26 protein-coding genes and 1 pseudogene are annotated in these 26,345 nt (G+C 35.7%); 8 read left to right on the top strand and 19 right to left on the bottom strand.

Annotated elements, in window-relative coordinates; translation table 11 throughout:
- From DRF58_RS18595 to miaE, 4 genes and pseudogenes are all read right to left on the bottom strand, one after another.
- A pseudogene (locus DRF58_RS18595) lies at positions 1 to 219 on the bottom strand (hypothetical protein); the annotation flags it as partial.
- 127 nt (positions 220 to 346) lie between these two features.
- Entirely contained in the window at positions 347 to 1,723 is a 1,377-nt protein-coding gene (locus tag DRF58_RS04740; protein ID WP_116033449.1) for a tryptophanase, read from the bottom strand.
- A 194-nt stretch (positions 1,724 to 1,917) separates the two neighbouring features.
- On the bottom strand, positions 1,918 to 2,532 hold the full coding sequence (locus tag DRF58_RS04735) for a DUF502 domain-containing protein (RefSeq protein WP_116033448.1): 615 nt from the start codon (positions 2,530 to 2,532) through the stop codon (positions 1,918 to 1,920).
- 96 nt (positions 2,533 to 2,628) lie between these two features.
- Entirely contained in the window at positions 2,629 to 3,210 is a 582-nt protein-coding gene (miaE, locus tag DRF58_RS04730; RefSeq protein WP_116033446.1) for a tRNA-(ms[2]io[6]A)-hydroxylase, read from the bottom strand.
- A 163-nt stretch (positions 3,211 to 3,373) separates the two neighbouring features.
- Here miaE and DRF58_RS04725 point away from each other — a divergent pair, with 163 nt between their 5' ends.
- Complete coding sequence (locus DRF58_RS04725; RefSeq protein WP_123902360.1) at positions 3,374 to 3,607, top strand: hypothetical protein; 234 nt, start codon at positions 3,374 to 3,376, stop codon at positions 3,605 to 3,607.
- Positions 3,608 to 3,638: 31 nt separating this feature from the next.
- Here the strand turns inward: DRF58_RS04725 and DRF58_RS04720 are convergent, their stop codons facing one another.
- A complete protein-coding gene (locus tag DRF58_RS04720; protein ID WP_116033443.1) occupies positions 3,639 to 4,736 on the bottom strand; it encodes an acyltransferase family protein in 1,098 nt (365 codons plus the stop codon).
- A gap of 116 nt (positions 4,737 to 4,852) precedes the next feature.
- Between DRF58_RS04720 and mutL the strand changes: the two genes are divergently transcribed.
- From mutL to DRF58_RS04700, 4 genes are read left to right on the top strand one after another with little or no spacing between them, the layout of a single operon-like run.
- Positions 4,853 to 6,631 carry a DNA mismatch repair endonuclease MutL gene (gene mutL, locus DRF58_RS04715; RefSeq protein ID WP_116033441.1) on the top strand — a complete coding sequence of 593 codons (1,779 nt, stop codon included), beginning with the start codon at positions 4,853 to 4,855 and terminating at the stop codon, positions 6,629 to 6,631.
- Positions 6,632 to 6,635: 4 nt separating this feature from the next.
- Positions 6,636 to 7,379, top strand: a complete 744-nt coding sequence (locus DRF58_RS04710) for a rhomboid family intramembrane serine protease (RefSeq protein WP_116033439.1) — start codon at positions 6,636 to 6,638, stop codon at positions 7,377 to 7,379.
- Positions 7,380 to 8,360: an endonuclease/exonuclease/phosphatase family protein gene (locus DRF58_RS04705; RefSeq protein WP_116033438.1), complete on the top strand. Its 981-nt coding sequence runs from the start codon at positions 7,380 to 7,382 to the stop codon at positions 8,358 to 8,360.
- 18 nt (positions 8,361 to 8,378) lie between these two features.
- The gene (locus DRF58_RS04700; protein ID WP_116033436.1) at positions 8,379 to 8,717 is read left to right on the top strand and encodes a hypothetical protein; all 339 of its coding nucleotides are present in this window, start codon (positions 8,379 to 8,381) and stop codon (positions 8,715 to 8,717) included.
- Positions 8,718 to 8,773: 56 nt separating this feature from the next.
- Here the strand turns inward: DRF58_RS04700 and DRF58_RS04695 are convergent, their stop codons facing one another.
- Complete coding sequence (locus DRF58_RS04695) at positions 8,774 to 9,370, bottom strand: superoxide dismutase (RefSeq protein WP_116033434.1); 597 nt, start codon at positions 9,368 to 9,370, stop codon at positions 8,774 to 8,776.
- 322 nt (positions 9,371 to 9,692) lie between these two features.
- Here DRF58_RS04695 and DRF58_RS04690 point away from each other — a divergent pair, with 322 nt between their 5' ends.
- Positions 9,693 to 10,913, top strand: a complete 1,221-nt coding sequence (locus tag DRF58_RS04690) for an aminotransferase class V-fold PLP-dependent enzyme (RefSeq protein ID WP_116033433.1) — start codon at positions 9,693 to 9,695, stop codon at positions 10,911 to 10,913.
- A 286-nt stretch (positions 10,914 to 11,199) separates the two neighbouring features.
- On the top strand, positions 11,200 to 13,602 hold the full coding sequence (lon, locus tag DRF58_RS04685) for an endopeptidase La (RefSeq protein ID WP_116033431.1): 2,403 nt from the start codon (positions 11,200 to 11,202) through the stop codon (positions 13,600 to 13,602).
- 47 nt (positions 13,603 to 13,649) lie between these two features.
- On the opposite strand, the gene DRF58_RS04680 is transcribed toward lon, so the two are convergent.
- The 6 genes from DRF58_RS04680 to rsfS all read right to left on the bottom strand — a co-directional run bounded on the left by DRF58_RS04680 (position 13,650) and on the right by rsfS (position 19,232).
- A complete protein-coding gene (locus DRF58_RS04680; RefSeq protein ID WP_116033430.1) occupies positions 13,650 to 14,444 on the bottom strand; it encodes an alpha/beta hydrolase in 795 nt (264 codons plus the stop codon).
- A gap of 161 nt (positions 14,445 to 14,605) precedes the next feature.
- Complete coding sequence (locus DRF58_RS04675; protein WP_116033428.1) at positions 14,606 to 15,259, bottom strand: phosphatidylserine decarboxylase family protein; 654 nt, start codon at positions 15,257 to 15,259, stop codon at positions 14,606 to 14,608.
- Positions 15,260 to 15,268: 9 nt separating this feature from the next.
- Entirely contained in the window at positions 15,269 to 16,144 is an 876-nt protein-coding gene (locus tag DRF58_RS04670) for a phosphatidate cytidylyltransferase (RefSeq protein ID WP_116033426.1), read from the bottom strand.
- Positions 16,145 to 16,153: 9 nt separating this feature from the next.
- On the bottom strand, positions 16,154 to 16,732 hold the full coding sequence (locus DRF58_RS04665) for an LUD domain-containing protein (protein ID WP_116033424.1): 579 nt from the start codon (positions 16,730 to 16,732) through the stop codon (positions 16,154 to 16,156).
- Between the two features lie 133 nt (positions 16,733 to 16,865).
- Positions 16,866 to 18,827, bottom strand: a complete 1,962-nt coding sequence (gene ftsH / locus DRF58_RS04660; protein WP_116033423.1) for an ATP-dependent zinc metalloprotease FtsH — start codon at positions 18,825 to 18,827, stop codon at positions 16,866 to 16,868.
- 42 nt (positions 18,828 to 18,869) lie between these two features.
- Complete coding sequence (gene rsfS / locus DRF58_RS04655) at positions 18,870 to 19,232, bottom strand: ribosome silencing factor (RefSeq protein ID WP_116033421.1); 363 nt, start codon at positions 19,230 to 19,232, stop codon at positions 18,870 to 18,872.
- A gap of 88 nt (positions 19,233 to 19,320) precedes the next feature.
- On the opposite strand from rsfS, the gene DRF58_RS04650 reads away from it, so the two are divergent.
- Positions 19,321 to 20,031 carry a biotin--[acetyl-CoA-carboxylase] ligase gene (locus DRF58_RS04650; protein WP_116033419.1) on the top strand — a complete coding sequence of 237 codons (711 nt, stop codon included), beginning with the start codon at positions 19,321 to 19,323 and terminating at the stop codon, positions 20,029 to 20,031.
- Here DRF58_RS04650 and DRF58_RS04645 read toward each other — a convergent pair.
- The 7 genes from DRF58_RS04645 to DRF58_RS04615 form a co-directional block, all read right to left on the bottom strand.
- A complete protein-coding gene (locus DRF58_RS04645; RefSeq protein WP_116033418.1) occupies positions 20,025 to 21,119 on the bottom strand; it encodes an LptF/LptG family permease in 1,095 nt (364 codons plus the stop codon). The two genes, DRF58_RS04650 and DRF58_RS04645, sit on opposite strands and share 7 nt — an antisense overlap.
- A gap of 48 nt (positions 21,120 to 21,167) precedes the next feature.
- On the bottom strand, positions 21,168 to 22,298 hold the full coding sequence (gene tgt / locus DRF58_RS04640) for a tRNA guanosine(34) transglycosylase Tgt (protein ID WP_116033416.1): 1,131 nt from the start codon (positions 22,296 to 22,298) through the stop codon (positions 21,168 to 21,170).
- A gap of 65 nt (positions 22,299 to 22,363) precedes the next feature.
- The gene (locus DRF58_RS04635) at positions 22,364 to 22,735 is read right to left on the bottom strand and encodes a DUF4296 domain-containing protein (RefSeq protein WP_116033414.1); all 372 of its coding nucleotides are present in this window, start codon (positions 22,733 to 22,735) and stop codon (positions 22,364 to 22,366) included.
- Between the two features lie 2 nt (positions 22,736 to 22,737).
- A complete protein-coding gene (locus tag DRF58_RS04630) occupies positions 22,738 to 23,454 on the bottom strand; it encodes a polyprenol monophosphomannose synthase (protein WP_116033413.1) in 717 nt (238 codons plus the stop codon).
- 98 nt (positions 23,455 to 23,552) lie between these two features.
- Positions 23,553 to 24,104 carry a serine acetyltransferase gene (locus DRF58_RS04625; protein WP_116033411.1) on the bottom strand — a complete coding sequence of 184 codons (552 nt, stop codon included), beginning with the start codon at positions 24,102 to 24,104 and terminating at the stop codon, positions 23,553 to 23,555.
- 51 nt (positions 24,105 to 24,155) lie between these two features.
- Positions 24,156 to 25,301 carry a glycosyltransferase gene (locus tag DRF58_RS04620; RefSeq protein WP_116033409.1) on the bottom strand — a complete coding sequence of 382 codons (1,146 nt, stop codon included), beginning with the start codon at positions 25,299 to 25,301 and terminating at the stop codon, positions 24,156 to 24,158.
- A gap of 9 nt (positions 25,302 to 25,310) precedes the next feature.
- Positions 25,311 to 26,264, bottom strand: coding sequence for a 3-oxoacyl-ACP synthase III family protein (locus DRF58_RS04615; protein WP_185144529.1), 954 nt, complete (start codon positions 26,262 to 26,264; stop codon positions 25,311 to 25,313).
- Positions 26,265 to 26,345: the final 81 nt, after the last annotated feature.

Raw genomic sequence — 26,345 nt, 5'->3', positions numbered from 1 at the left:
TTGGCTTAATTTTTCATTATCGAAAATAGAGAAAAGAAGTAGATAAAACATTTTTTTACCGTGCAGAACCTTGCTGTAATAATCCACTTTGGTACTTGCTGAAAGATGACTTAAAAGTGCTTCGGGAATAAATTCTAAAACGTGTCTAAGAGATATTTTGTGATCTTTAAAAACTGACGTAAATAATTGATTATCAGTCGTAAAGATACGAAAAAGCACTAGCAAAAACAAACTAATTAACTAATAATCAATAGATTGAGTTCTTTTATTTTTTTGGTGAAAAAAAATAAAAAAGTCGGAAGAAAAATCTTCCGACCATGACTAGCAATTTGCTCTCTTTTCTGTTTTATGCTTTATCTAACTGGACGGTGAAGTGTCGTAAGATTTCTGGTTCTCGTTTAATTTTGAAGCCTTTTACGATGTCATCTCTTCTCTCAAAGACATTGATAACCGCAGTCGCAACATAATCCATATGATTGTTGGTATAAGTTCTTCTAGGAATTGCCAACCTCAACAACTCCAGTTTTGGGTAACGGTTTTCTCTCGTTTTGGGATCCCTATCTGCCAACAACGTTCCGATTTCCACGCCTCGAATTCCGGCTTCTTTATAGAGTTCAATTGCTAAAGTTTGTGCAGGAAATTCTTCTCTTTTGATATCCGGTAAGAAGTTAAGTGCATCAATAAAAACAGCGTGTCCGCCAATTGGTTTTTGAACAGGAATTCCGGCTTCCATCAATTTGTTTCCAAGATATTCCACTTGAGAGATTCTACTTTCCAGATAAGGAAACTCTGTAGCTTCATCCAAACCAGACGCAAGCGCCGACATATCTCTTCCCGCCATTCCGCCATAAGTAATAAAACCTTCGTAGATGATTGTGAAATTCGAAGCTTGTTCGAAGATTTCTCTATTCTTCAAAGCGATGAAACCTCCAATATTTACCAAACCATCTTTTTTGGAACTCATCGTCATTCCATCACCATAAGAGAATAATTCTTTACAGATTTCTTTGATCGTTTTATCTTGTTGTCCAGTTTCTCTTTTCTTGATAAAATAAGCATTTTCTGCAAATCTCGCTGAGTCAAACAAAACAGGAATCTCATATCTGTCAGACAATTCTTTTACAGCTTTGATGTTTTCCAAAGAAACAGGTTGTCCACCAGAAGAATTACAAGTGATTGTAATCAAACAAAACGGGATTTGTTCTTTTGGATGAGAGCTATAAACCGTTTCCAATTTTTTCAAATCTATGTTTCCTTTGAATGGATGAAAATCATTAATATCAAAAGCTTCATCTATTGTACAATCAACTGCATGTGCTTTTCTGATTTCTATATGACCTTTCGTCGTGTCAAAATGGGAATTTCCAGGAACAATGTCGCCTTCTTTTACCATAACTGAGAACAGTACATTTTCTGCTGCACGACCTTGGTGCGTTGGTAATAGATAAGGAAATCCTGTGATTTTTTCAACAGTTTGCTGTAAAGCTTCGAATGAACGGGAACCAGCATAACTTTCGTCGCCAATCATCAATGCGCCCCATTGTTTGTCACTCATTGCACCTGTTCCACTGTCTGTCAACAAGTCGATAAAAACGTGGGAACTTCTAAGATTGAATAAATTGTAATTGGCATTTTTCAGCCATTCTTCGCGTTGTTCTTGTGTAGATTGATATATTTCTTCGACCATTTTGATTCTAAATGGCTCTGCATAAGGTAGTTTCATAATAATGAATAGTTAAGAATGAATAATTAATTTCGTGGAAAATGATTATAACTTCTTTTCTAGGACGAAACTGCAGCCCGACTTGAGTGGAGCTCTTTTTCTTTTTTGAATAAAAAAGAAAAAAGCGGGAACGGAAGGCGGAAAAAGCTGCCCTAAAAATGATAATTAATAATCCGACAATTATTAATCAGAAACTACTCTGGTGCTTTGAAAACGTTATCATCTGAATGAAAGCCGGCAACGCCACCACTTACAGCAAACTTCATGGCCTCGGCCGAACTCATTCCAGTTACTTCTTTTATGTTGTTAAATTTGGTAATAATAACCCAACCAGAAACGGCGTAAGAATGTGGCAGATAAACGGCAACCATTTGATCTAGATTAACGGCGGACATGTCTGACTGTGTCAAAAATCCGATTCTCCAAATCTCTGGATTTTCATTGGTTTTGACCCAAACCGGATGATTGAATTTTTTCTTGTCTCCAACAAATGAAACGAGAACGTCTTTCAAAGAAGTGTAAAGAAATTTGATTCCAGGGATGTGTTCCAAAACATAATCCAACCCATCAACAATCAGTCTTCCAATGATAAATTTATTACCAAAAAATCCGATAAATGTTGTCCCGAAAATGACAATAATAAATATAAGACCCGGAAACTTTCCCGAAACTGATGGAACCAAATTATCGATACTAAAAACGACTGTAAAAATAATCCAAACCGTAATGGCAAACGGCCCAATAATAATCAATCCCTGAAGGAAAGATCTTAGAAAAAGGCGAAGATAGTCGTTAAATTTTCGGTTCATTTTAATTTTTATAGTCTTCGAGAGCCTCAGACGGACACTTCCAACATTGATTTTTTACATTAGTTTGTCACACTGAGCGTAGTCGAAGTGTCTAATTTATCCGTGGATGGTTTCTTTGTTGCCGTAGGATTGGATGACTTGAGCTTCATACTCCAGCCATTCTTCCCAACGTTTGTTCACTTTTTCTGGATCTCCAAGTTCTCTTGCAAATCCAATAAATGTCGTATAATGATTCGCTTCCGAAATCATTAGGTCGTTATAGAATTTTTTCAATTCCTCGTCCTTGATATTTTCTGTCAAGACTTTGAAACGTTCACAACTTCTGGCTTCTATCATGGCTGCGAAAAGCATTTTGTCCACCAAAAGATCTTTTCGGTCACCACCTTTCACAATGAATTTCATTAAGTCATTCACATAATCATCTTTTCTCGTCCAGCCCAAAACGCCACCTCTTTTTTTGATGATCTCGTGAACCTGATTGAAGTGATCCAATTCTTCTTGAGCAATTGCCAAAAGTTCGGTTACCATCTCTGTATGTTCAGGAACCATTGTGATCAATCCAATGGCGTTGGTTGCTGCTTTTTGCTCGCACCAAGCGTGATCTGTAAGGATCTCTTCGAGGTTATCTTCTGCAATATTGGCCCAACGTGGATCTGTAGGAAGTTTAAGACGGAACATTTTATATTTTTTGTAAAAATAAGGATTTGCTTGATGTTTATTAAATATTTATCAACAAAAATTATTTTTTTTGAATGTAAATATCATATCACTATGATGCAATTGATTATATAGAAATTTGGCACAAATGTTGAAAAACCTACATCAACCAAATAATAAAATTATGAAAAATTTAACTTTTGTCAGTCGTGCTAAATGTTTTCTTTTTAGCGTTCTAGCGATTTTCTCTTCGGTTCTTACATTCGCTCAAGATTCTACAATTGTAAAAACTACAAATACAACAACCACTTCTACGGAAGAATGGCAAAGTAATCCTATTTATTGGATTATTGGTGGCGTTGTTCTGATTATAATTGTCGCAATCATTGCAATGAGCGGAAGAAAAAAAAATGATTAAAACGTACAAGCGCTTTTTAGGAGCGCTTTTTTTATGGATTTTTCGAAGCCGTTTTCTCTCTCAAAAATTCTAAAACTTTCCAGCCTAGGTCATCTACTTTTTTCAAACCTTTTGAAATCAGAAAAGCCAACAAAATATTAAGCGGGAAAATAATTAAAACTAATAAATACCACGGCATAGAATCTTTCAACGGAACAACGAGGAAATAGACCAAAGACGAACTCATTCCTTGCCCGAAATAAAAGAAAATCGCGTTTTGTCCAACATTAGTAAGGAAATTTGGTTTCGTGATTTTCAATCTATTATAGAAAACAAATAATGTGACGAGTGAAAACAAAGTCCAAATGATATAAGGAATTTTTGGCGGAAACTTTTGCTTGTTGAGTTTATAGAACATATCGCCACCATAATTCCAGAACATCCAAGACAAAGCAATCGCAACCAATCCGTATAAAACAGGAATCATTTTGGTTGGGATTTTCTTACCTTTCATTCTATTAGCAACTAGAAAAACTGCCATGTAAAATGCGACATAACCCACTTGTCCGCTTGGGTAATATTGAGGTAAAATATTGAAAATCAAAGTCAACGCAATACAAACGCCGATAAACCAATTGATGTGTTTCGGGAAAAATCTAAGAATCAAAACGCCTAAGACAGTCAAGATATAATACACTTTCAAATACCAAAAACTACCCATCACCACGGGAAAAGTATCGCAATTAGAATAACTATGCAGATACCAATTTCCCAAAATGTCCCATTGAGGTTCAGACGAAATACTGCTCGGAACATACTTGCTTCCAAATGTCGAATAGAAATCTTTCAGCCATTCAAATGAAAAAAATGTGAGTCCAAAGACTTTGAAAAAATAGTCTAGAAAAAACAGAAATGTCACAAAAATCATATACGTGATTTGTAACTTCAACAGACGATAAAGCGTTTTCTCGATATTATTTCCGGAAGTGATTCCACTGAGAGCATAAAACAATGCCACATCAAAAACCAAAGAGAAAACTCGCGCTTCAACAGGCATATAGAATTGCCCACTCCAAAAAGCCGTGTGGATAAAGATAATAGAAATAGTTGCTAATCCTTTGGCAAAATCTATGTAGAGATCTCTTTTCATCGATGGTGATTAATTATCTGAGTTTCAAAAATATCATTATTTTCCCAAGTTCTTTATAATTATTTAACTTTCATCGCTCGATTCTTATCCTTATTTTTGAAAGTTCAATTCTAAAGATGTCAGATATCATTCAACTTTTACCGGATCACGTTGCCAATCAAATCGCTGCAGGAGAAGTCGTGCAGAGGCCAGCTTCTATAGTGAAGGAGCTTTTGGAAAATGCGGTGGATGCAGGTTCGGACAAGATTCAGCTGATTGTTCGTGATGCTGGGAAGAACTTGATTCAGGTTGTGGATAACGGAATCGGGATGTCCGAAACCGATGCGAGATTGGCATTTGAACGCCACGCAACATCCAAGATTCGTTCAACAGAAGATATTTTCAAGATTGCAACCAAAGGCTTTCGTGGAGAAGCTCTGGCTTCTATTGCCGCTGTTGCACAAGTGGAACTGAAAACCAAGCAAAAAGAAACGCCTGTTGGAACCAATATTTATATAGAAGGTGGACAATTTCAGTTTCAAGATCCGATTCAAGCCGTTGAAGGATCTAATTTTTCTGTCAAAAATCTTTTCTACAATGTTCCTGCGAGACGCAAGTTTCTTAAGAATGACAATGTAGAATTTCGGCATATTATTGATGAGTTTCAGCGAGTTTCATTAGCTCACGAAACTATCGAATTCGAATTATTCCATAACGATGAGCCGATTTTCAAACTGAGAAAAGGTGGGCAAATGCAACGTATTGTAGATGTTTTTGGAAGGAAACTGCAGCCGCTTTTGATTCCGATTAAAGAAGATCTCGGTTGGGTAGATTTACACGGATATGTTGCAAAACCAGAAGGTGCTAAAAAAGTAAGAGGAGAACAATTTTTCTTTGTTAATGGACGATATTTCAAAAGTCCTTACTTGAGCAAAGCCGTTCAGGAAGCGTTTGAAGGATTGTTACAGCCAGGTTATATTCCATCGTTTTTTCTTTTTCTAGAAATGGATCCAGAGAAAATCGATGTTAATATTCATCCTCAAAAAACCGAAGTTAAGTTTGAAGATGAAGCGCTGATTTTTGCTTTGATGCGTTCTACAATCAAGCGTTCTTTGGGGATCTATAACGTTGCACCAAGTCTGGATTTTGAAAGAGATCCAAAAATGGAAGCATTTTTCTCTCCAACTCCTAGCAGAAGCAATGCAAGTTCTGGTTCGGGTTCGCCAATGCCTTCTGCGATTAATGTGGATAGAGATTTCAATCCTTTTACCGTTTCAAAAACGACGGATGAGGAAAGGATCAATTTGGCTGAATTATATCAAGCTTCCGAAGCTGCACCTTCAAAAATTAATCTTTTTGAAGATGATGATCTGGACGAAGATCTTTTCCGATTGCCAAACGGATATTGGCTTCTGAACAAAGACGGACAAACGTATATGCTGGATCTTGGAAGGATGCATCGCGTGTTGATGTCTTCTCATCAGGAAAATCTGCCAACCAAAAAAGCCGGACAAAGTTTGTTGTTTTCTTTGGAATATCATTTGAACGAAATCGAGAAAAACAAGTATAAATCCATCAAAAAATACTTGCCGGATTTTGGCTTCGAAATGACTTTGGCTCAGGACAATGTCTTGAGAATTGAAACTGTTCCGGAGGGATTGAAGGAATCACAGGTCATCAAATTCTTAGAAAAAATCTTCGAAATTTTGGAATACAGAACAGAGGAAGATTTTTACAAATATTTTGAATACCAATGGGTTAAACTGAAAACCAAATCAAAATTCGATTTTATTTATAAGACTGAAGTGGAGCAATTGGTAAAAGATTTCATCGATCTTGGTTTCCCACAATACACCGTGAACGGAAAAAAATGTTGGATGGAAGTTCCGTTCGACGATTTTAAAAATAAATTTTAAAACTATGTTTCCTCAAATAACGCCTGTTACTAGAAACATCATCATTCTAAATGTGATTTTTTTTGTGGTAACTTTTCTCCTCCCCAATCTTAATCTTAAAGCTTTATTAGCTGGGTATTTTCCTTTGTCTCCAAATTTCCAATCTTGGCAAATCATCACGCATATGTTTATGCACGGAAGTGTGATGCACATTGTTTTTAATATGCTGACACTCTATAGTTTTGGTCCAGTTCTAGAACAAGTTTTGGGACAGAAAAAATTCATCATTCTTTATTTTGCAGCAGGATTAGGTGGGTTTTTATTATATAATCTTTGGAATTATTACGAAGTGAGTCAATTGACGAATTTTTTAAACAATCAAGACTTCGATATCCATCAAGTTTATAAGACAATTAATTATAATTATATAGAGTACTATCCTAATTTTTCTAATAACGAAAATATAAATGACGCAGCTCAACAACTTTTTGGAATCTTAAAAACCCCAATGGTTGGTGCTTCAGGTGCAATTTTCGGAATCATAGCGGCATTCTCAACTTTATTTCCAGATGCTAAGCTGATGTTTATGTTCATTCCTTTTCCTATCAAAGCAAAATATTTGACACCAGTTATTATTGTTATTTCATTGTTCTTGGGCGTTGGACAATTCAGCGGTGATAATATTGCACATTTTGCACATCTTGGAGGCGCATTGATTGGTTTTCTTTACATTTGGAACTGGAAAAAATACCGAGACCGAATCCAATAGATGGGAATTATTAGATTTATTTTAACTATTTTTCATTTAATAATTATTGTTCTGCTTTTCGGGACGATAATGAACGCTTATATCCCACCAAGTGTTTTTGGATTTCTGAATCTCTTATCTCTTGGATTTCCGATTCTGATTATCCTTAATATTATATTTCTGATTTTCTGGATGGTAACTTGGAAAAAACGAACGGTTGTTTTTTTGATACTGTCATTGTTTTTCATTATCCCGACAAGACGTTGGATTAATTATACATCAACTAAAAATCAGAAATCGAATCTAAAAATCATTTCTTTTAACGGAAAGTCAGGAAAATTTGGAGATGAAGATATTTATAACTTTCTTAATGCTCAAAATGCGGATGTTGTTCTGACACAGGAATACAAAAGTGCAGAAGATTTGAAGAGTTTTAGTTATTTCGTACGCAATTTTCCGGTGGTTAAAATCCAATCTAGATTTCCAATTATAGAAAGTGGAATTGTAGAAACTGATGCCAAGAACGGGCGATGTATCTATGCTGATATCAAGGTGAATGGGAAAATCGTCCGTTTCGTGAATGTTTATATGGAGCCTTTTTACCTAGACAAATCTATGGTAAAACCAACTGCTGATATGAATGTGAATGAAGAAAAAGCAAAAGATATCCTTCGTAAACTAGTTCCTACATTCCGTAAACATCAAAGTCAAATTGCTCCAATCAAAGGATTCTTGGACAGTTCGCCTTATCCAATTATTCTTGCCGGCGATTTCAATTCTGTTCCCAATTCTTACGAATATTATACTTTATCCGAAAATCTGGAAGACACTTTTCTGAAAGTTGGAAAAGGAAGTGGAACAAGTTTCCACGATTTCAAATTTCCTATTAAAATTGATCATGTTTTTGCATCAGAATCAATAATACCAATCAGTTATAAAGTGGATAGAAGTGTAAGAATCTCAGACCATTTTCCGGTTATTGCTGAATTTTATATCAAATAATTTTCGATATTTGTTGATATGAAACATTTCTACTTCTTTTTGATTCTTGCTTCAACGTTGTCTTGTTCAAAGAAAGCTCCGGTTCTGAACAATTCAGACCAATTAGATGCAGCGCCACAAATCACTTATGATACTACAGCCATCGATTCTTTTGGACCGGGAGCAACATCGGAAAGTGTAATGGCAAAAATTAACGCCGTGGCAATAAAACGTGAAAAAGACAGTCTTGCAGCAATCGCAAAAGCAGAACAGGAAAAACTCGACAAAGAAAAAGCGAAGTTAGAAGCAGAAAAAGCCAAAGAAGAAAAGAAAGAAACAAAACCAGAGGTCAAAACAGAACCAGCGGTAACACCATAAAAAAACCACCAAAAATTTGGTGGTTTTCTAATATCTAGATTCTAAAATCTATTATCTTATTTGTTATAAAGCTCTTCCACTTTATCCCAATTAATCACATCAAAAAACGCAGACACATAGTCAGGTCTTCTGTTTTGGTAATTTAGGTAATAAGCGTGCTCCCAAACATCCAATCCAAGAATCGGTGTTCCTTTTACATCAGCAACTGGCATTAGTGGGTTATCTTGATTCGGAGTTGAAGAAACCACTACAGAACCGTCAGAATTTTTCACTAACCAAGCCCAGCCAGAACCGAATCTTGTCTTAGCAGCGTTAGAAAAATCTTCTTTGAATTTCTCAAAACCTCCGATTTTTTCGATTTCAGCTTTCACGTTTCCAACTGGCTCTTTGCTTCCGCCCGGAGTCAAAAGTTCCCAGAAAAGTGAATGGTTAAAATGTCCGCCTCCGTTATTTCTCACGGCTGGTTTATCTGTACCTGTTTTTTGGATTTCTTCAAGAGATTTCCCTTCAAGGTCTGTTCCTGCAATTGCATTATTAAGATTATCCACATAAGCTTGGTGGTGCTTAGAATGGTGGATTTCCATTGTTTTCGCATCGATTGTTGGTTCCAACGCATCGTATGCATAACCTAGTTTAGGTAATTCGAATGCCATAGTTTCGCTATTTATTTGTTAATAATAAATGAATTGCCCAAAAATACTCAATAATTATTCCTAAAAACAAGAATCACACTCATTTTATAAATATTTAACATCGAAATTTTTAATAAATTTTGCCGTAACTTTGACCCATTCTAAATAATTAAAACAACAAGATTAATTATTTGGACAGCTTTATCCGCCTGGAGTTTATCCTGAGCTTGTCGAAGGGCTCAACCGCTCAAGTCGGGCTGCAACAATTCAACGTTTAATTATTGATTTTAGAGTTTGCGATTAGTCTAACATCTGAAATCTAGCTTCTAACATCTAAAATAAAATGTTCGACATCAACAATATCAGAGCACAATTTCCAATTTTGAATCAGCAGGTCAATGGAAAACCATTGGTTTATCTGGACAACGCTGCAACATCTCAAAAACCGATTTCAGTTTTAGAAACTTGGGAAAAATATTACGAAACCATCAATGCGAATGTTCACCGCGGGATTCACACTTTGAGTCAGATTGCAACGGAAGAAATGGAACTTTCCAGACAGAAAATCCAAAGATTCATCAACGCAAAACACGATTACGAAGTTATTTTCACCAAAGGAACAACTGAGGGAATCAATTTAGTAGCTTATGCTTTGACGAATCAAATCAAAAAAGATGATGAGATTATCATTTCATATCTGGAACATCATTCCAACATAGTTCCGTGGCAGATGCTTTGCGAAAGAACTGGCGCAAAACTTCGTGTAATCCCAATGGATGAAAACGGAATTCTTCAAATCGATGTTTTGGATTCTTGGTTGAACGAAAAAACGAAAGTTGTATCTGTAAATCAAGTTTCTAATGCATTGGGAATCATCAATCCAATCGAACAAATTATTGAAAAAACAAGACGACTCTCCAACGCTTATGTTTTGATAGACGGCGCACAATCTTCGCCACATTTCAAAATCGATGTTCAGAAACTGGACTGCGATTTCTTTGTCTTCTCAGGACACAAGATGTATGCGCCAATGGGAACCGGAATTCTTTATGGTAAAGAATCTGTTTTCGAAAATCTTCATCCATTCCACGGCGGTGGCGAGATGATTGCGGTTTGTAGTTTCGAGAAAACAACTTATGCAGGTTTACCTTTCAAATTCGAAGCTGGAACGCCTAATGTTGGTGGAAATATTGCTCTTGGTTCAGCCGTTGATTTCATTAATCAAATCGGGCACGATAATCTTCAAATCCACGAAAACGAACTTCTGACTTACGCTCAGAAAAAACTTCTGGAACTCGATGGAATCAAAATCTATGGAGAAAAAGCCAACAGAACCGGCGTAGTTTCTTTCAACCTAGAAGGTGCAGGAATTGCTTCTGATACAGGAATGATTCTCGACAAAATGGGAATTGCCGTGAGGACTGGACATCATTGCACACAACCTATTATGGATTTCTTCAACATCGCTGGAACAGTTCGTGCAAGTTTTGCAGTTTACAATACTTTGGAAGAAATTGATATTTTGGTCGAAGGTGTGAAAAAAGCGCAAAGAATGTTGGTGTAATTTATATAAAAGTAAATTTCTGGCGAATTAAGCTAATTCAGCAGATAGACTATAAACCAAATCTGCTTTATCTGCAAAATTAGCGAGACTTAAAAAAATAAAACTCTTTTAGATAATTTCTGAAAGAGTTTCTTTTTATTAAACTGACAAATTGTATTGTTTTTTCCTATGGCACAGCTCTTGCGAAATTATAATCCAACATAGAACCAGATTGATTTTCTAAGAAATATAGAGAATCAATCTTTATATCAATTAAGATTAATGACAATATGTCATCAACTATATTATGACAGAATTTGAAAATATCAATTTTGAAGAAATCTTTGAAGAAGGCGTAGGAATTATTTCCGAAGAAATTAATTTTTCCGACTTCGATACTAGAGAAAGTGATGATTCTCAAACGCTTTTCCCGATTCTTCCCGTAAGAAATATGGTAATGTTCCCAAAAGTGGTGATTCCTATTACAGCAGGAAGAGAAAAATCCAAAAAATTGCTGGAGGAAGCTCAAAAGGAAAATAAACTCATCGGAATTATCAGTCAGAAAAATCCGAATGTAGAAAATCCAACCGAGAAAGACCTTTACACAATCGGGACTTTGGCTAAGATTATCAAAATTATCAAACTTCCAGAAGGTAATATTACAGCGATTACGAGAGGTGTTCAAAGATTCAAAGTCAAAAAAATGGTTTCTCAGGAGCCTTATTTCCTAGCCGAAATCACAAAACAAAAAGATTCTCAACCAAAAGATAAAGAAGAATTTTCGGCATTGATGGACAATATCAAAGACCTCGCAGAAAAAATCATCAACATCGATCCAAACATTCCAAATGCGGCGCAGTTTGCTCTTAAAAATATTGACGGTCAGGAGGATTTGTTGAATTTCGTTTCAGCTAACGGTAATTTCTCTTCCGACAAAAAGCAAAGATTGTTGGACGAAAAAACCTTGATTGGACGTGCAAAAACATTGTACGAATTGATGCACGACGATTTCCGTCATTTGGAATTGAAGAATCAGATTCATCAGAAAACAAGCAAAGACCTTGACAAACAGCAACGTGAATATTTCTTGAGTCAACAAATCAAAACGATTCAGGATGAATTAGGTGGCGGTGCAGAATCCGATGCCGACGAATTCAAGAAAAAAGCTGAAAAAATCACTTGGAATGCTGAAGTCGAAAATCATTTCCAAAAGGAATTGCAAAGACTTCAACGCCAACATCCGAATTCTCCGGATTACAACGTTCAGAGAAATTATCTGGATTTCTTCACAGATTTGCCTTGGGAAAAATATTCCAAAGACCATTTTGATTTGAAAAAGGCCGAAAAGCTTTTGGATAAAGAACATTTCGGACTTGAGGATATCAAGAAAAGAATTTTGGAACACATCGCAGTTCTGAAACTGAAGAATGATATGAAGTCGCCAATTCTTTGTTTGGTTGGTCCTCCGGGAGTTGGTAAAACATCGCTTGGAAAATCGATTGCGGATTCTTTAGGAAGAAAATATGTTCGAGTTTCTCTTGGTGGATTACACGACGAAAGTGAAATCCGTGGACATAGAAAAACTTACATCGGCGCAATGGCGGGAAGAATTCTTCAATCCATCAAAAAATCAGGAACATCCAATCCTGTGATTGTTTTGGATGAGATTGATAAAATCGGACAAGGAATTCACGGTGACCCAAGTTCTGCTTTGTTGGAAGTTCTTGATCCTGAGCAGAATAACAATTTCTATGATAACTTTTTGGAATTAGGCTATGACCTTTCCAAAGTGATGTTTATTGCGACAGCTAACTCGCTTTCGTCTGTTCAGCGTCCGCTTTTGGATAGAATGGAAATCATCAGCATTGCGGGTTATACTTTAGAAGAGAAAATCGAAATTGCTAAAAGACATTTAATAAAAAAACAACTTCAGGAAAATGGTTTGGATGCAAAGTCCTTGAAACTTGGAAACCCTGAATTGAAACATATTATCGATGCTCATACTTCTGAGAGTGGTGTGAGAACATTGGAAAAAAGAATTGCAGGCGTTGCTCGCTGGGTTGCTTTGCAATTAGCAATGGAAAATAAATTTGACCCGAAAATTTCGGTTGAAAAAGTGGACGAAATCCTTGGAGTTCCAAGACCGAAAACTTTGGCTGAAATCACGGATGTTCCGGGTGTTGTTACAGGATTGGCTTGGACAAGTGTCGGAGGCGATATTTTGTTCATCGAAAGTATTCTTTCCAAAGGAAAAGGTGGTTTGACAATGACCGGAAATCTTGGAAACGTGATGAAAGAATCTGCAACCATTGCATTGGAATTCATCAAAGCTCATTATGAAGAATTAGGAATTTCGGAAGAAGATATCGAGAAGAAAAACATCCACGTTCACGTTCCGGAAGGTGCAACGCCAAAAGATGGACCTTCTGCAGGTATCGCAATGTTAACCTCAATGGTTTCTAGCTACAAAAACAAAAAAGTGAAATCTCATCTGGCAATGACGGGTGAAATTACACTTCGTGGAAAAGTTCTTCCAGTTGGTGGAATCAAAGAAAAACTTTTGGCAGCGACAAGAGCTGGAATCAAGGAAGTAATTCTTTGCGAGACGAATAGAAAAGATGTTGAGGAAATCAAAAAAGATTATCTTAAAAATCTGAAAGTCAATTATGTTAACAATATGAGCGAAGTGATTGAAATTGCTTTGAAATAAAAATTACAAAATCCCGATTCTAATTTAGAATCGGGATTTTTATTATATTAAAGTTGTTCAATGGCTTTCACTAATCTATCTTTTTCTACGACCATTCCTTGGATGTGTTCTCCGGAAAACTCTAGAAATTGTTTTGGCTCAGGTGCATTGTTATAAATCAATTGTCCTTGTTCAAAAGGAACCGTTGAATCGCCTTTGCTGTAGATGAACAATTTTGGAAGTCCTGTCAAAGATTTTACATCTTCTTTTGCAGAGTATGGAGAGGTTACATATTTTTCAATGACTTCCTTCATTTCTGGTTTGAATTTTATGGCAATATCTGTGAAAGAAGACATTCCGCCGTCCAAAATCAATCCTGAGATTTTTGATTGATTATCTTTTGCTAAATGAGTTGCGATTTGAGAACCCAAAGATGCACCGTAAAGATAAATTTTAGTTTTATCAATGTCTTTTCTAGCTAATAAATAATTGAACATTTTTTGACCATCTTCTGCGACATTGATGTGTGTTGGTTTTCCTGTGGACTTTCCATAACCTCTTACATCTACCATCACCACCTGGAATCCGTTTTCTACCAAAGGTTTTGTGATGTATTGATAAGTTGAAATATTGCCGGCAGCACCGTGAAAAAAGACAATTGTTTTTTTGATTGATTTTGATTCCGGCTTCAAGACGACCGCAGTGATGGTATCACTTTCAACTGGCAGACTTATATTTTCGATGTTTTTGAATTCCAGAGGTTTCATTTCTTTCTTTGGCTGATAGAACATATGGTCCATTTGAGCTTTAGAAAAAAATGATACTAATACTAAGAATAGAGAGAAGAATACTGATGTTTTCATTGTTTTAAATTTATTTGATGATTCAAAAGTAGACTGCCTGAACATCAAAAAGAAAATTATCCGACCGAATCGTCAAAAACTCAGACCGAACTGTAAAAAAGTAGGATAAACAAAAAAGAGACCTAATAATAAGTCTCTTTATATCTGTATAATTTGAATTTTTAATCTCTAAGTCTGGCAATCACATCCAGACCACCTTTTGTTTTGTCTCCGATTTTACAAAGGATTTCGGTGTCTAGCGGAAGGAAAACGTCCATTCTGGAACCGAACTTAATGAATCCAAATTCGTGACCGGCTTTTGCTTTATCTTCAACATTACAATAGAAAACAATTCTTCTCGCCACATATCCTGCAATTTGACGGAAAACAACCTGATGATTGGTCAAACTTTTCACTGCAACAGTCGTTCTTTCGTTTTCAGTAGAGGATTTTTCGTGCCAAGCCACCAAATATTTTCCTGGATGATATTTTTTATAAATAACATCACCACTCACTGGATAACGGCAAATGTGAACATTCAAAGGTGACATAAATATAGAAACCTGAATGCATTTGTCTTTAATGAATTCATCTTCGATTACTTCCTTTATCATCACGACTTTCCCGTCAACTGGCGCAACTACGTTTTCCGTATGGTCAAGAATGGCTCTCGTTGGAACCCGGAAAAACCAGAATATCAATCCCAACATCACTAATAGCGGAATTAAGATGATTAATGACCATAATTGTAAATAATAAATAGATATTGTTGCAATAAATGCAATGAACAAAATCGAAACGATTAGTGTTCCTTTTGATTCTTTATGTAGTTTCATAATAGTCTTTTAAAATAATTTTTCTAAAATAAAATAGAGATAAATTACTGGCGCACAAATGATAAAACTATCCAGTCTATCCAAAATTCCGCCGTGTCCGGGAATGATGTTTCCGCTGTCCTTCACTGCAAAACTACGCTTTAGCTGACTTTCTACCAAATCGCCTAAAGGTGCAAATATAGAAATCAATAATCCGACAATCATCCAGTTCCCTCTTAGTTCAGGAAAATATTGCTCAACGAAAAATCCTAAAATCAATGTCAAAATAACACCTCCGGCAAATCCTTCCCAAGTTTTTTTAGGTGAAATCTTTGGTGCCATTTTATGTTTTCCGAAGAATTTTCCTGTAAGGTAAGCAAACGTATCACTGCTCCATATCAATACGAAAAGCATAAATACTTCTAATGTAAATGGTTTATCTGGATCAAGTGTACTGAATTTTGGTAAGCCTAATGCAAATCCAAAAGGCAACGCTAAATAAATAACAGTGAAAATCAATTTGCCATTTTCGAAATAAAGCTCCTGAGAATATTTGAATAATGTAATGACTGCAATGGGAATTAATGCTAAAGCCAGAAGCTCGCTAAAGTTAACATCAAAGAAAAAACCGTGGTAAAAAAACCGCTTGCTGAATCGATAATAAATAATAGCAGCAACTGGGAAAACCAGCCATTTATAGAAGCTGTTATCAAATTTCATAATCTTGATACATTCATAAAGTCCTACAACAAAGAAGAATGTTATCAATCCATAAAAAAGATATTGTTGTTTTAAATCCGGAATAATATTGCCAAGCAAATATTCACCCAAAGGCGTAGTACAAATCGCTATGACGAAAACATAAACTAATCCCGAAATAGTCCGTTGAATTAAATTTTTATCCAAAGCTGAAGTTTAATCTTCCAACAAAAGTAAGAAAAGTTTGGTATTATCCTTATTCGGAGTGTCCAACTTGGATTGGCTTCCGCTAATGGATGTTAGATTCTTGAGGTTTCCTGCGCGTTTTACCTTCATCATTGCCTCGTTCAAATTATGTGTAATCTGAGAAACATTGGCCATGATGATAATCTTACTCGGCAAACGAGAAGAATGGTAATGAAGGATATTGTTATGAGAGAGCATGATTCTGCCGTCAAAAGCAATTAGATACTCACAAGTGATGAAAGCGGCATCGTTCTCTTCGGTCAATTCAGGAGAGTAAGGAATCTTTACAACATCCAAAAAATTTTTCAAATCCTGATCCCAACAGAATACATTACTTATTTGTTCTATCTTAACGATTTGATTCAAGGTTTGAAGGGCTTCAGATTCATCTGCACAATAATTAAAGAATCCTCCGGAATGCGTAAAAAGTTGCGCAAATTTATAGTCCAAATCGGCATCATGAAGTTGATCGGCCAGTTTTGTTACATCTGGCTCCTCTTCTTCGGACTGATTCATTATCTTGTTAACGAGTTTTTTAAACAGACTCAATTTTCTGCAATTTTTTATTAATTATTACAAATGTAAAGAATTATTATAATACTCTAAAAACCAAAAATTTGTTTTATAAAAAAAATCCTAATCAAATTAGGATTTTTTTCTTTGTATATATTCTTAAATTATATTAACTCTCTGTATTTAAGACGTTTCCAGCATCGGCAGGATTGTCTATACTTGATACAGGTTTTTCTGTCAATTCTGGATCCCAAGCTCTTTTTCCGAAAATTTCTTCCAGGTCTTCACGGAAAATAACTTCTTTTTCCAATAATTTATTAGCTAGAGCATCTAGTTTGTCTCTATTTTCAGTAAGAATTGTAATTGCTCTCTGATATTGAGTTTCTACTAATTTAGAAATTTCTTCGTCAATTAATTTTGCCGTTTGCTCAGAATAAGGTTTTCCGAAACTATATTCAGACTGTCCTGAACTGTCGTAATAAGAGATATTTCCCACTTTATCATTCAGTCCATAAATTGTAACCATTGCCTGAGCTTGTTTTGTTACTCTTTCAAGATCTGACAAAGCACCTGTAGAAATATTTCCAAAAACAGCTTGTTCTGCAGCTCTACCTCCAAGAGTTGCACAAATCTCGTCCAACATCTGTTGAGTTGTAGTCAGCTGTCTTTCTTCTGGAAGATACCAAGCTGCTCCAAGAGAACGTCCTCTTGGAACGATAGTTACTTTAAGCAATGGTGCCGCGTGCTCTACCAACCAAGATATGGTTGCGTGACCAGCCTCATGGAAAGCCACTCTTCTTTTTTCGGAAGGTTTGATGGCTTTATTTTTCTTTTCGAGTCCACCAATTATTCTGTCCACTGCATCCAAGAAGTCTTGTTTGTTTACAGCTTCGTGAGAGTTTCTTGCTGCAATAAGTGCAGCTTCATTACAAACATTGGCAATGTCTGCTCCACTGAAACCAGGGGTTTGCTTTGCTAAGAATTCTCTATCGATAGAATCGTCTAACTTTATTTTTTTCAAATGAACTTCAAAGATCTGTTGTCTCTCATGAAGTTCAGGAAGATCTACATAGATGGAACGGTCAAAACGTCCAGCTCTCATCAATGCTTTATCCAGAATGTCAGCACGGTTTGTAGCAGCCATTACGATAACGTTTACATCTGTACCAAAACCATCCATTTCTGTAAGTAGTTGGTTAAGAGTGTTTTCGCGTTCGTCATTACCGCCTTGGAATCCACCTTTTCCTCTTGCTCTACCAATAGCATCTATCTCATCAATGAAAATAATGGCTGGAGATTTTGCGCGAGCTTGAGCAAAAAGATCTCTAACTCTAGATGCTCCAACACCCACGAACATTTCTACGAAATCTGAGCCCGAAAGTGAGAAGAAGGGAACTTTAGCCTCACCTGCAACAGCTTTTGCTAGCAAAGTTTTACCAGTTCCCGGAGGGCCAACTAAAAGAACACCTTTTGGGATTTTACCTCCCAATTTTGTATATTTTTCAGAATTTTTCAAAAAATCAACAACTTCCTGAACTTCCTCTTTGGCGCCTTCCAATCCTGCAACATCTTTGAAAGTTACTTGCAGTTTGTCCTTTTCGTCAAATAATTTGGCTTTAGATTTTCCAATGCTGAAGATTTGTCCACCGGGACCTCCAGCACCACCGCCCATCTTTCTGAAAATAAAGAAATAAAGCAATGCAAAAAGCCCACCCCAAAGTGCTAAAGTAAATAGCAATTCGGAAAAACCACTTTGGCTTTTACCAAACTCCATTCTTGCCTGTGTTGGCAGTTTGGAGTTGATGTTTTCAAAGCGCTCTTGGAAATATCTAAGATCACCATAAGTCAAGACATAGTCTGGATTTGGTTTGATGTTGATTACAGAAAGAGGGTCGCTCTTTTTCTCTCCGGTTTGTAACTCTGCCTTAGCTGTTTTTGTAAGATAAACATCGGCTTTGAAGTTGTCTCTATAGACCATCACTTCGCCCACTTTGCCTTTTTCTACAAGCGTGTAAAACTCCTTTTCATCTATATTTTTCACCATAGAATCTCCCAAAAGTCCCGGAAGAAATATGAGTAAAATGAGTCCCAATAAAACGGGTATAAACCAGTTGAATCCTTTGTTATTCATTCTTATTTTTTAAAAAATTGATGATGCAATGATGCATCTTTTTTAGCTTTCTATTTTCGTGATTTTGGCATCTCCCCAAAGTTCCTCGATGTCATAGTATTCGCGAATTTCTTTTTGGAAAATGTGCACAACCACAGAAACGTAATCTACCAAAACCCACATAGAGTTTTCTGTTCCCTCTACGTGCCAAGGTCTGTCGTTAAGGTCGTTTCTTACATTTTTTTGGATGTTTCCTGCTATTGCAGAAACTTGTGTGTTCGAATTTGCACTACAGATAATAAATGTTTCTGCTGCTGCATTTTCTATGCCTGATAGGTCAAAAACCAAGATGTCCTCACCTTTTGTATCTTGAATCGAATCTACGATTTTGTCGATTAATAATTGTTTTTCTGTAATTTTACTCATTCAAAAAATTGTCTAATTTGCAAATTTATTGATTTTTATCTATTTATCTTTTGTTTCTCATGTTTATTATCTCTTAAAGTTTTCATAAATGAGCCAATTATTCCATCTCGAAAATTGTTTTTCTACAAACGACGAAATTATCCTGCTTTTGAATGAAGACGAACCAACTGCTGTTTTTACTTTTAATCAGACACAAGGTCGTGGACAATATGGTAACATTTGGAAAGTGGTTCCAAATCAAAACCTAGCTTATTCCCTTGCTATAAAAACTTCAAAGATCAATATTTCCGATACATTCCTCAATTATTATACCGCGATTATTGTTCGGAATTTTCTTGCCAATCTGACAAATGGAAATGTTGAAATAAAGTGGCCCAACGATATTATCCTGAATGGAAAAAAGATTTGTGGCATCCTCATCGAAAAGAAAAAAGTAGCGAAAAAAGAATATTATATCATTGGGATTGGAATTAATATTCTTCAAAACGATTTTTCTCATCTTCCAAAAGCTGGTTCTATCTTGTCTATCACAGGATTAAGTTTTGACTTAAAAGATTTCGCCACTCAATTTCATCAATACTTAATTTCAAAAATAGAACAGATTGATTCAGAAGAAGAAATTCTAAATATTTACAATAATTCTCTTTTTAGAAAAGATGAGATTTCGGTCTTTCAAAAAAATAATGTAAGACAAAATGGCATTATCAAAAATGCTGACAAAAATGGTTTTCTTTGGATTGAACTGGAAAATGATGGTTTGCAAAAATTCTTTCACAAAGAAATAGAACTGCTCTACTGATTTGCTCTTTTGATGTAGAGATAAGCCGCAATAGGTGCGAAAAAAATATTCGGTAGCCACATTGCTAATAATGGTGGTAACGATTTGTTTTCGGAAACAACAGTCAAAACCTGAAACGAAAATACGAACAAAAAGGCTAATGCAATTCCTAATGCAAGGTTAATCCCCAATCCGCCACGTTTCTTCTGAGATGATAATGATAATCCTAAGAACGTCAAAATGATAATAGAAACTGGCATAGATGTTCTTTGGTAAAGCTCGTTGTAGAAGGATGTTACGTTGTTGTTTCCTTTTGCTTTCTCCCGTTCTATCATGGTTAATAATTCGGGTGTGGTTTTGTTTTGAGCGACCAATTTATCAGGAAATAACTCGGAAGGAGGCAGTTTGAAATCCTGAATTTTAGTGGCTCCTTGTCCTAAGATTTCTGTGTCATTTTTTCCAGCTGTTCTTTCTGTGTAATTGTTAATCACGAAATGTTTTTTCTTCACATCCCATTGGATATCCATTGCAGAAATCTGATAAACCAATTTTTTGTTTTTATCAAATTTCTGATACATATATCCAGATCCACGGTTTTCTTTTTTGTTATAGCTGTTTACAAAAATATAATCGGTAGTACTAATGTTGGACGCAATGCTCATATTTCCAAGCATTTTCTCCTTGTTTACAGCGTTGTAAGTATAAGGCTCTAAGACATTTTTTTTGATGTTAGACCACGGTAAAATAAAGTGATTGATTGCTAGTGTAACAAAAAATATGAGCAAAGATGTGATGAGATACGGTCTAGAAAATCTATGAAAACTGGCTCCACTGCTGATGATGGCAACAATCTCTGTGTTGTTTGCCATTCTGGAAGTGAAGAAAATTACCGTGATAAAAACGAGAATAGACATAAATGTCAAAATCAAATTCAAAATCCAAAACGGATAGAAATTAAGTAGAAAATAACCAACTGTAAATCCGTTGCTCTCAATCCTAGGCGTTTTTGCCTGCACATCCACAACCATAATAATGATAGACAACAGCGCCAACATAAAAATGAGGGTTCCCAAATATTTTTTGATGACGTAAAGATCTATGATTTTCATCGTTCTATAATTGATAAATGATGATTGATTACTTTTCTTAAATATTGATTACAGGCGTTTCTTCAATTGAGGGATAATCTGCTCTTTCCATTGATAAAAATCTCCAGCAATAATATGCTCTCTCGCTACTTTTACCAAGTCCAGATAAAATGCCAAATTATGAATTGATGCAATCTGTTTTGCAAGATATTCTTTCGCTACGAAAAGGTGTCTTACATAAGCTTTGGTGTATTCCTGATCCACAAAACTGGTCCCAAACTCATCCAAAGGAGAAAAATCGGTTTTCCATTTTTCGTTTTTCATATTCATCACACCTTGCCAAGTGAAGAGCATTGCATTTCTTGCATTTCTAGTTGGCATTACGCAATCCATCATATCTACACCAAAACCAATGCTTTCTATGATGTTCCAAGGTGTTCCAACGCCCATAAGATATCGTGGTTTATCTTTTGGAAGGATATCCGTAACTTCATTCGTGATTCTATACATCTCTTCTTCTGGTTCTCCAACGGAAAGTCCACCAATAGCGTTACCTTCTGCGCCAGCTTCAGAAATCACTTCAGCCGAAATTTTTCTCAAATCAGAAAAACAAGAACCCTGAACAATTGGGAACAATCGTTGTTTGTGATCGTACAATTCTTTGTTTTCTTCAGTCCAATCGATACATCTTTTCAACCAACGGTGGGTGAGTTCCATCGATGTTTTTACAGCATTATAATCGCTAGGGTAAGCTATACATTCATCAAAAGCCATAAAAATATCAGCTCCAATTTGTCTTTGGATTTGCATAGAAACCTCAGGAGACATAAAACGTAAACTTCCATCAATATGCGATTTGAATTTCACACCCTCTTCTGTAATCTTTCTGCTTTTTGCCAAAGAAAAAACCTGATAACCACCAGAATCTGTCAGGATTGGTCTGTCCCAATTCATAAACTTGTGAAGTCCACCAGCTTGCTCCATAATATCCATTGTAGGACGAAGCATCAAGTGATAAGTGTTACCTAAAATAATCTGGGCTTTTATATCTTCCTTTAGTTCTCTTTGATGAACGGTTTTTACAGACGCAACAGTTCCAACCGGCATAAAAATTGGGGTTTGAATCTGTCCATGGTCTGTTGTGATGACTCCAGCTCTTGCTTTGGATTCTGAAGTTTTTTCGATTTCAAAAAATTTCATTCGTATATCTTAAATTTCGCCTTCGACTATTGTGTTTTGCCGAATGGAACTTGTGTTTGTATAATTTATCTTGCTTGTGCCGGAAGATTACCGCTTTCTTTCAATTTTTTCTTGATAAATCCGTCAGCCTTTGGATCTTTTGCGATGATAATTTTCTGTGCGTCATCCAGAATATTTTTGATGATATCTGGTTTTGTCATGTAATATTCATAGCTTTTTGTGAAGAGTTCACCTTTTAACTTATGTTTTTTTAGAATATATCTTGTCGAATTTTCGGAATTGATATTTGTTCCGATTACATATTGCTGATCATTAATCGCAAAATCTGCAATCATCTCGGACATCTGATCTTCTGACAAGAGCTCTTTGGGTTTTTCGATAGCTTCATTGCAAGACAATGTGCAAGAAATCATCGATATGTAAAATAAATATTTCATATTTATAGTTTACCGATAAGATTTTTCCATTTTAGATTTAAAACACCGAAGATGGCTTCCTTTATGATTCCGCCATTCATTTTGCTTTCGCCTTCGGTTCTGTCTGTGAAGATGATAGGAACTTCAACAATTTTAAGATTTTTCTTGAAGACGCGGTATTTCATTTCCACCTGGAAACCGTAGCCTTTCAGTTTGATTTTGTCTAATCCAATTGCAATCAGTGTTTCTTTTTTGAAACAAACAAAACCAGCTGTTGTATCATGAATCGGGAGTCCGAGAACAAATCTTACATATTTTGATGCAAAATAAGATAACAAAACTCTACCCATTGGCCAGTTCACTACATTCACACCCTGCGAGTATCTGGAACCAACTGTCATATCCGCATTTTTACAAGCTTCATAAAGTTTGATTAAATCTTTTGGATTGTGAGAAAAATCGGCGTCCATCTCAAAAATGTAATCATACTCGTTATGAATGGCCCATTGAAAACCGTGGATATAGGCTTTGCCCAATCCATCTTTTATTTTTCTAATAGTGAGATGAAGCTGAAGAGGATATTTTTCGCGTAGTTTTTTAACAATTTCCGCTGTTCCGTCTGGAGAAGAATCGTCAACGACTAGCACATGGAAATCTTGGTCCAAGTCAAAAACAGCCGAAATAATTTTTTCGATGTTTTCTTTTTCGTTGTAAGTTGGAATAATGACAAGTTTCTTCATCCGGCAAATAATCCGCAAAGATAAACTTTAATAATTAATGATTTTTTTGATGGACTGTAAATTAACTTTTTTTAATAATTTTTTCTAGGATAGAAAATTTAAACCTTATTATTAATATAGCTTTCTGTCGCATTTGTTTTTGGAGTGATGACTGCTGGGTTTCCCAAAACCAGAGAATTGTCTGGTACATCTGTATTCACATAAGCATTAGGCGCAATTAAAACATTGTTGCCAATTTTAATATTGCCTACAATGACAGCATTGGGACCAATCCAAACCTCGTTTCCAATCTCGGGAACACCTTCGTTTTTTCCACGATTGGCTTGGGCAATGGTTACACCTTGGGCGATATTACAGTTTTTTCCGATTTTAGTTTTTGGGTTAATCACCAATTGTCCCCAATGTCCCAAATATAAACCCTCCCCAATCTGAGTTTCGGGATAGATTTGGAAACCGTATTTGATTTGGTAATGACGGAGAACCAGTTTATAAAACAAGCCAATAATCGGTTTTTTATAATTTTTTTGAGTTTTTCTAAAGATATAAATGTAGTGAAGGTTAGGACTAAAACACCTTTTCAGAATCTGAAAACCAGACAAGTATTTTCCACTTTCTCTGTAAAAATCTTTTTGAATGATAGAATAACCCATAGTGTAAAAATAGGAATATTTTTGATTGATATTCTTACATTAAACTGTCTATTACAAATTATCAATGATTTTCATAATCTTGTTGACAGAGTTTTTTAGATTGAATGGCATTTCATAATTCTGTAGACGATCCTGATAGTTTTGAAAATTTTCTGAATTGGTCAACGCTTCTTTCATTCCTTTGTAGATTCCGTCTTCCGAGTTTTCTGTAACCAAACCAAGATTGCCATTTTCCAGCATTTCTTTCACGCCAGAAACATCTGTTGCAATGATGTTCTTTTTCAGAGTGATTGCTTCAAATAAAACGGTCGGAAAACCTTCGTATCTGGAACTTAAAATATAAAAATCTGCCGCTTTGAAATAAGGATAAGGATTATCTGTAAATCCCAACATTATTGCTGTTTTGTCAATGCCAAGTTCTGTTTTTAATTTCTTAACATTTTCAAAATCATAACCATCGCCAACGATTAAAACTTTATGTTGAAAACCTTCATCCAAAAGTCTTTTGTGAGCTTTCAACAAGCGGTCAAATCCTTTCTGTGGAAAGACGGTTCCTACGGAAATGAAAGACGGGATGTTATTATCGAATTCATAATTGATAACAGGCTTTTCAGCTTTAGTAAGAATTTCTTCTGTGTCAAGTGGATTGTAAATTCTAACGATTTTGGATTTCTCTTCTTCATTTTTGGCTAATGATAAGAAAGTCTCCTGAATCTTTTCAGAAATCACCATCACTTTGTCATAATGGAAAAAACGTCTGATTTTTTCTGGAGTATAACCACTGACTTGCGTGAGATCGTTATGAATCCACATTAGTTTTTTAGAAGATTTCAAAGGACTGTTCAGTACTTCGTCCATAAAACCATGAATGGCAGCAAACTCAATATCGTATTGCTTTTTCTTGAGTTTTCTTCGGTAAAGGATTTTTGGATACTTCTTTAAAAGTTGCTGGTAAACAACACGATAAGCTTTTTTTGGTAAATCCTTTGGGCGATTGGTTGTGATCATTTCGCCACGGTTCAGGTACATCACATTCACCCAATCAGGAACTTCTACCAAGTATTTTCCTGAGTAGAGATTGAGCAGAAGGTCAACCTCGTACTTATCTTTAGGAAGATTTTTAAGAAAAGTCACCAGAACTTTCTCTGCGCCTCCGTGACGAAGAGAACCAATTCTGATAAGTATTTTTTTTTTCAATGATTTTGATTAAAACTCCAAAATTCCGGCTCCCCAAGAATAGCCAACGCCAAATCCTGCGACCATTACTTTGAAACCTTCTTTTATTTTGCCTTGATCAAAAGCCAGTTTCAGAGCAATAGGAATGCTTGCAGAGACTGTATTACCAATGTTTTTCATATCCACGAAGAATTTTTCTTCTGGGATATTACAAAGGTTTCTGAGATAATTCAACATATAAGAACTCGCCTGGTGGAAAACGAATAAGTCGATTTCGTCCAATTTGAGTTTGTTCTTTTTAAGAGTATCCTGGATCAAAGTCGGGATGTTTTCTACAGCAAAAGTGAAAATCTTAGGTCCTTTCATAAAAAGGGTTGGTTGTTCCTCTGTTTGATTTCGGGAAGCGCCTTTTTCTACAATCAGATTATTGAATCCGCTACCGTCTGTACCTACAGAAAATTGATAATGCTCCTTAGAATCATCTTTTTCAACAATCGTTACAGCTGCTCCATCTCCAAAAATAGTTCTGTTGGATTTGTCATTTTTATCCAAAAACTTGCTGTAAGTTTCGGCGGTAACCAATAAGATATTTTTTGCCACGCCAGACGCAATAAGTCCTTGTGCTAACGTCAACCCGTAAACGAATCCAGAACAGCCCAGGTTAAAATCTAATGCGCCAATGTTCTTGGCAAGACCTAATTTGTCCTGTAAAATACAAGCCGTTGTAGGTAGGAAATAATCTGGACTCTGCGTGCAGAATAAAATAAAATCTACTTTGCTTTTGTCGTATTTTTCAAAAAGTTTCTCACAAGCCTGAAAAGCCAAATCCAAAGCGGTCTCAGACTCATCTGCGATATGTCTGGATTCTACACCTATCTTGGCTTTGATTTTTTCAGCACTCCATTCTGGGAATTCCTTTGATATATCTTCGTTGGTTAATATATTTTTGGGCAAATAATACTCTATTGCTGCAATATTAATCATTATAACTCTTTCCTAAATTTTTGCAAAGATAAGCATCTTAAAAATAAATATTAGGTTATGAATAGTTTTTGAATGATTAAA

It is taken from the genome of Epilithonimonas hispanica, assembly GCF_003385395.1.
GTDB lineage: Bacteria > Bacteroidota > Bacteroidia > Flavobacteriales > Weeksellaceae > Epilithonimonas > Epilithonimonas hispanica.
The sequence above is the reverse complement of the archived record's forward strand: the minus strand, read 5'-3'. Positions and strand labels throughout refer to the sequence as shown.

What these genes read in the sequence shown, in the direction of transcription:
- DRF58_RS04740 (WP_116033449.1), bottom strand. Translation starts at nt 1,723, where the DNA reads ATGAAACTACCTTATGCAGAGCCATTTAGAATCAAAATGGTCGAAGAA.
- DRF58_RS04695 (WP_116033434.1), bottom strand. Translation starts at nt 9,370, where the DNA reads ATGGCATTCGAATTACCTAAACTAGGTTATGCATACGATGCGTTGGAA.
- DRF58_RS04625 (WP_116033411.1), bottom strand. Translation starts at nt 24,104, where the DNA reads ATGGGTTATTCTATCATTCAAAAAGATTTTTACAGAGAAAGTGGAAAA.
- DRF58_RS04690 (WP_116033433.1), top strand. Translation starts at nt 9,693, where the DNA reads ATGTTCGACATCAACAATATCAGAGCACAATTTCCAATTTTGAATCAG.
- DRF58_RS04705 (WP_116033438.1), top strand. Translation starts at nt 7,380, where the DNA reads ATGGGAATTATTAGATTTATTTTAACTATTTTTCATTTAATAATTATT.
- ftsH (WP_116033423.1), bottom strand. Translation starts at nt 18,827, where the DNA reads ATGAATAACAAAGGATTCAACTGGTTTATACCCGTTTTATTGGGACTC.
- DRF58_RS04725 (WP_123902360.1), top strand. Translation starts at nt 3,374, where the DNA reads ATGAAAAATTTAACTTTTGTCAGTCGTGCTAAATGTTTTCTTTTTAGC.
- DRF58_RS04635 (WP_116033414.1), bottom strand. Translation starts at nt 22,735, where the DNA reads ATGAAATATTTATTTTACATATCGATGATTTCTTGCACATTGTCTTGC.
- lon (WP_116033431.1), top strand. Translation starts at nt 11,200, where the DNA reads ATGACAGAATTTGAAAATATCAATTTTGAAGAAATCTTTGAAGAAGGC.
- DRF58_RS04675 (WP_116033428.1), bottom strand. Translation starts at nt 15,259, where the DNA reads ATGAAACTACATAAAGAATCAAAAGGAACACTAATCGTTTCGATTTTG.
- DRF58_RS04710 (WP_116033439.1), top strand. Translation starts at nt 6,636, where the DNA reads ATGTTTCCTCAAATAACGCCTGTTACTAGAAACATCATCATTCTAAAT.
- DRF58_RS04615 (WP_185144529.1), bottom strand. Translation starts at nt 26,264, where the DNA reads ATGATTAATATTGCAGCAATAGAGTATTATTTGCCCAAAAATATATTA.
- rsfS (WP_116033421.1), bottom strand. Translation starts at nt 19,232, where the DNA reads ATGAGTAAAATTACAGAAAAACAATTATTAATCGACAAAATCGTAGAT.
- DRF58_RS04630 (WP_116033413.1), bottom strand. Translation starts at nt 23,454, where the DNA reads ATGAAGAAACTTGTCATTATTCCAACTTACAACGAAAAAGAAAACATC.
- mutL (WP_116033441.1), top strand. Translation starts at nt 4,853, where the DNA reads ATGTCAGATATCATTCAACTTTTACCGGATCACGTTGCCAATCAAATC.
- DRF58_RS04700 (WP_116033436.1), top strand. Translation starts at nt 8,379, where the DNA reads ATGAAACATTTCTACTTCTTTTTGATTCTTGCTTCAACGTTGTCTTGT.
- DRF58_RS04650 (WP_116033419.1), top strand. Translation starts at nt 19,321, where the DNA reads ATGAGCCAATTATTCCATCTCGAAAATTGTTTTTCTACAAACGACGAA.
- miaE (WP_116033446.1), bottom strand. Translation starts at nt 3,210, where the DNA reads ATGTTCCGTCTTAAACTTCCTACAGATCCACGTTGGGCCAATATTGCA.
- DRF58_RS04645 (WP_116033418.1), bottom strand. Translation starts at nt 21,119, where the DNA reads ATGAAAATCATAGATCTTTACGTCATCAAAAAATATTTGGGAACCCTC.
- tgt (WP_116033416.1), bottom strand. Translation starts at nt 22,298, where the DNA reads ATGAAATTTTTTGAAATCGAAAAAACTTCAGAATCCAAAGCAAGAGCT.
- DRF58_RS04680 (WP_116033430.1), bottom strand. Translation starts at nt 14,444, where the DNA reads ATGAAAACATCAGTATTCTTCTCTCTATTCTTAGTATTAGTATCATTT.
- DRF58_RS04720 (WP_116033443.1), bottom strand. Translation starts at nt 4,736, where the DNA reads ATGAAAAGAGATCTCTACATAGATTTTGCCAAAGGATTAGCAACTATT.
- DRF58_RS04735 (WP_116033448.1), bottom strand. Translation starts at nt 2,532, where the DNA reads ATGAACCGAAAATTTAACGACTATCTTCGCCTTTTTCTAAGATCTTTC.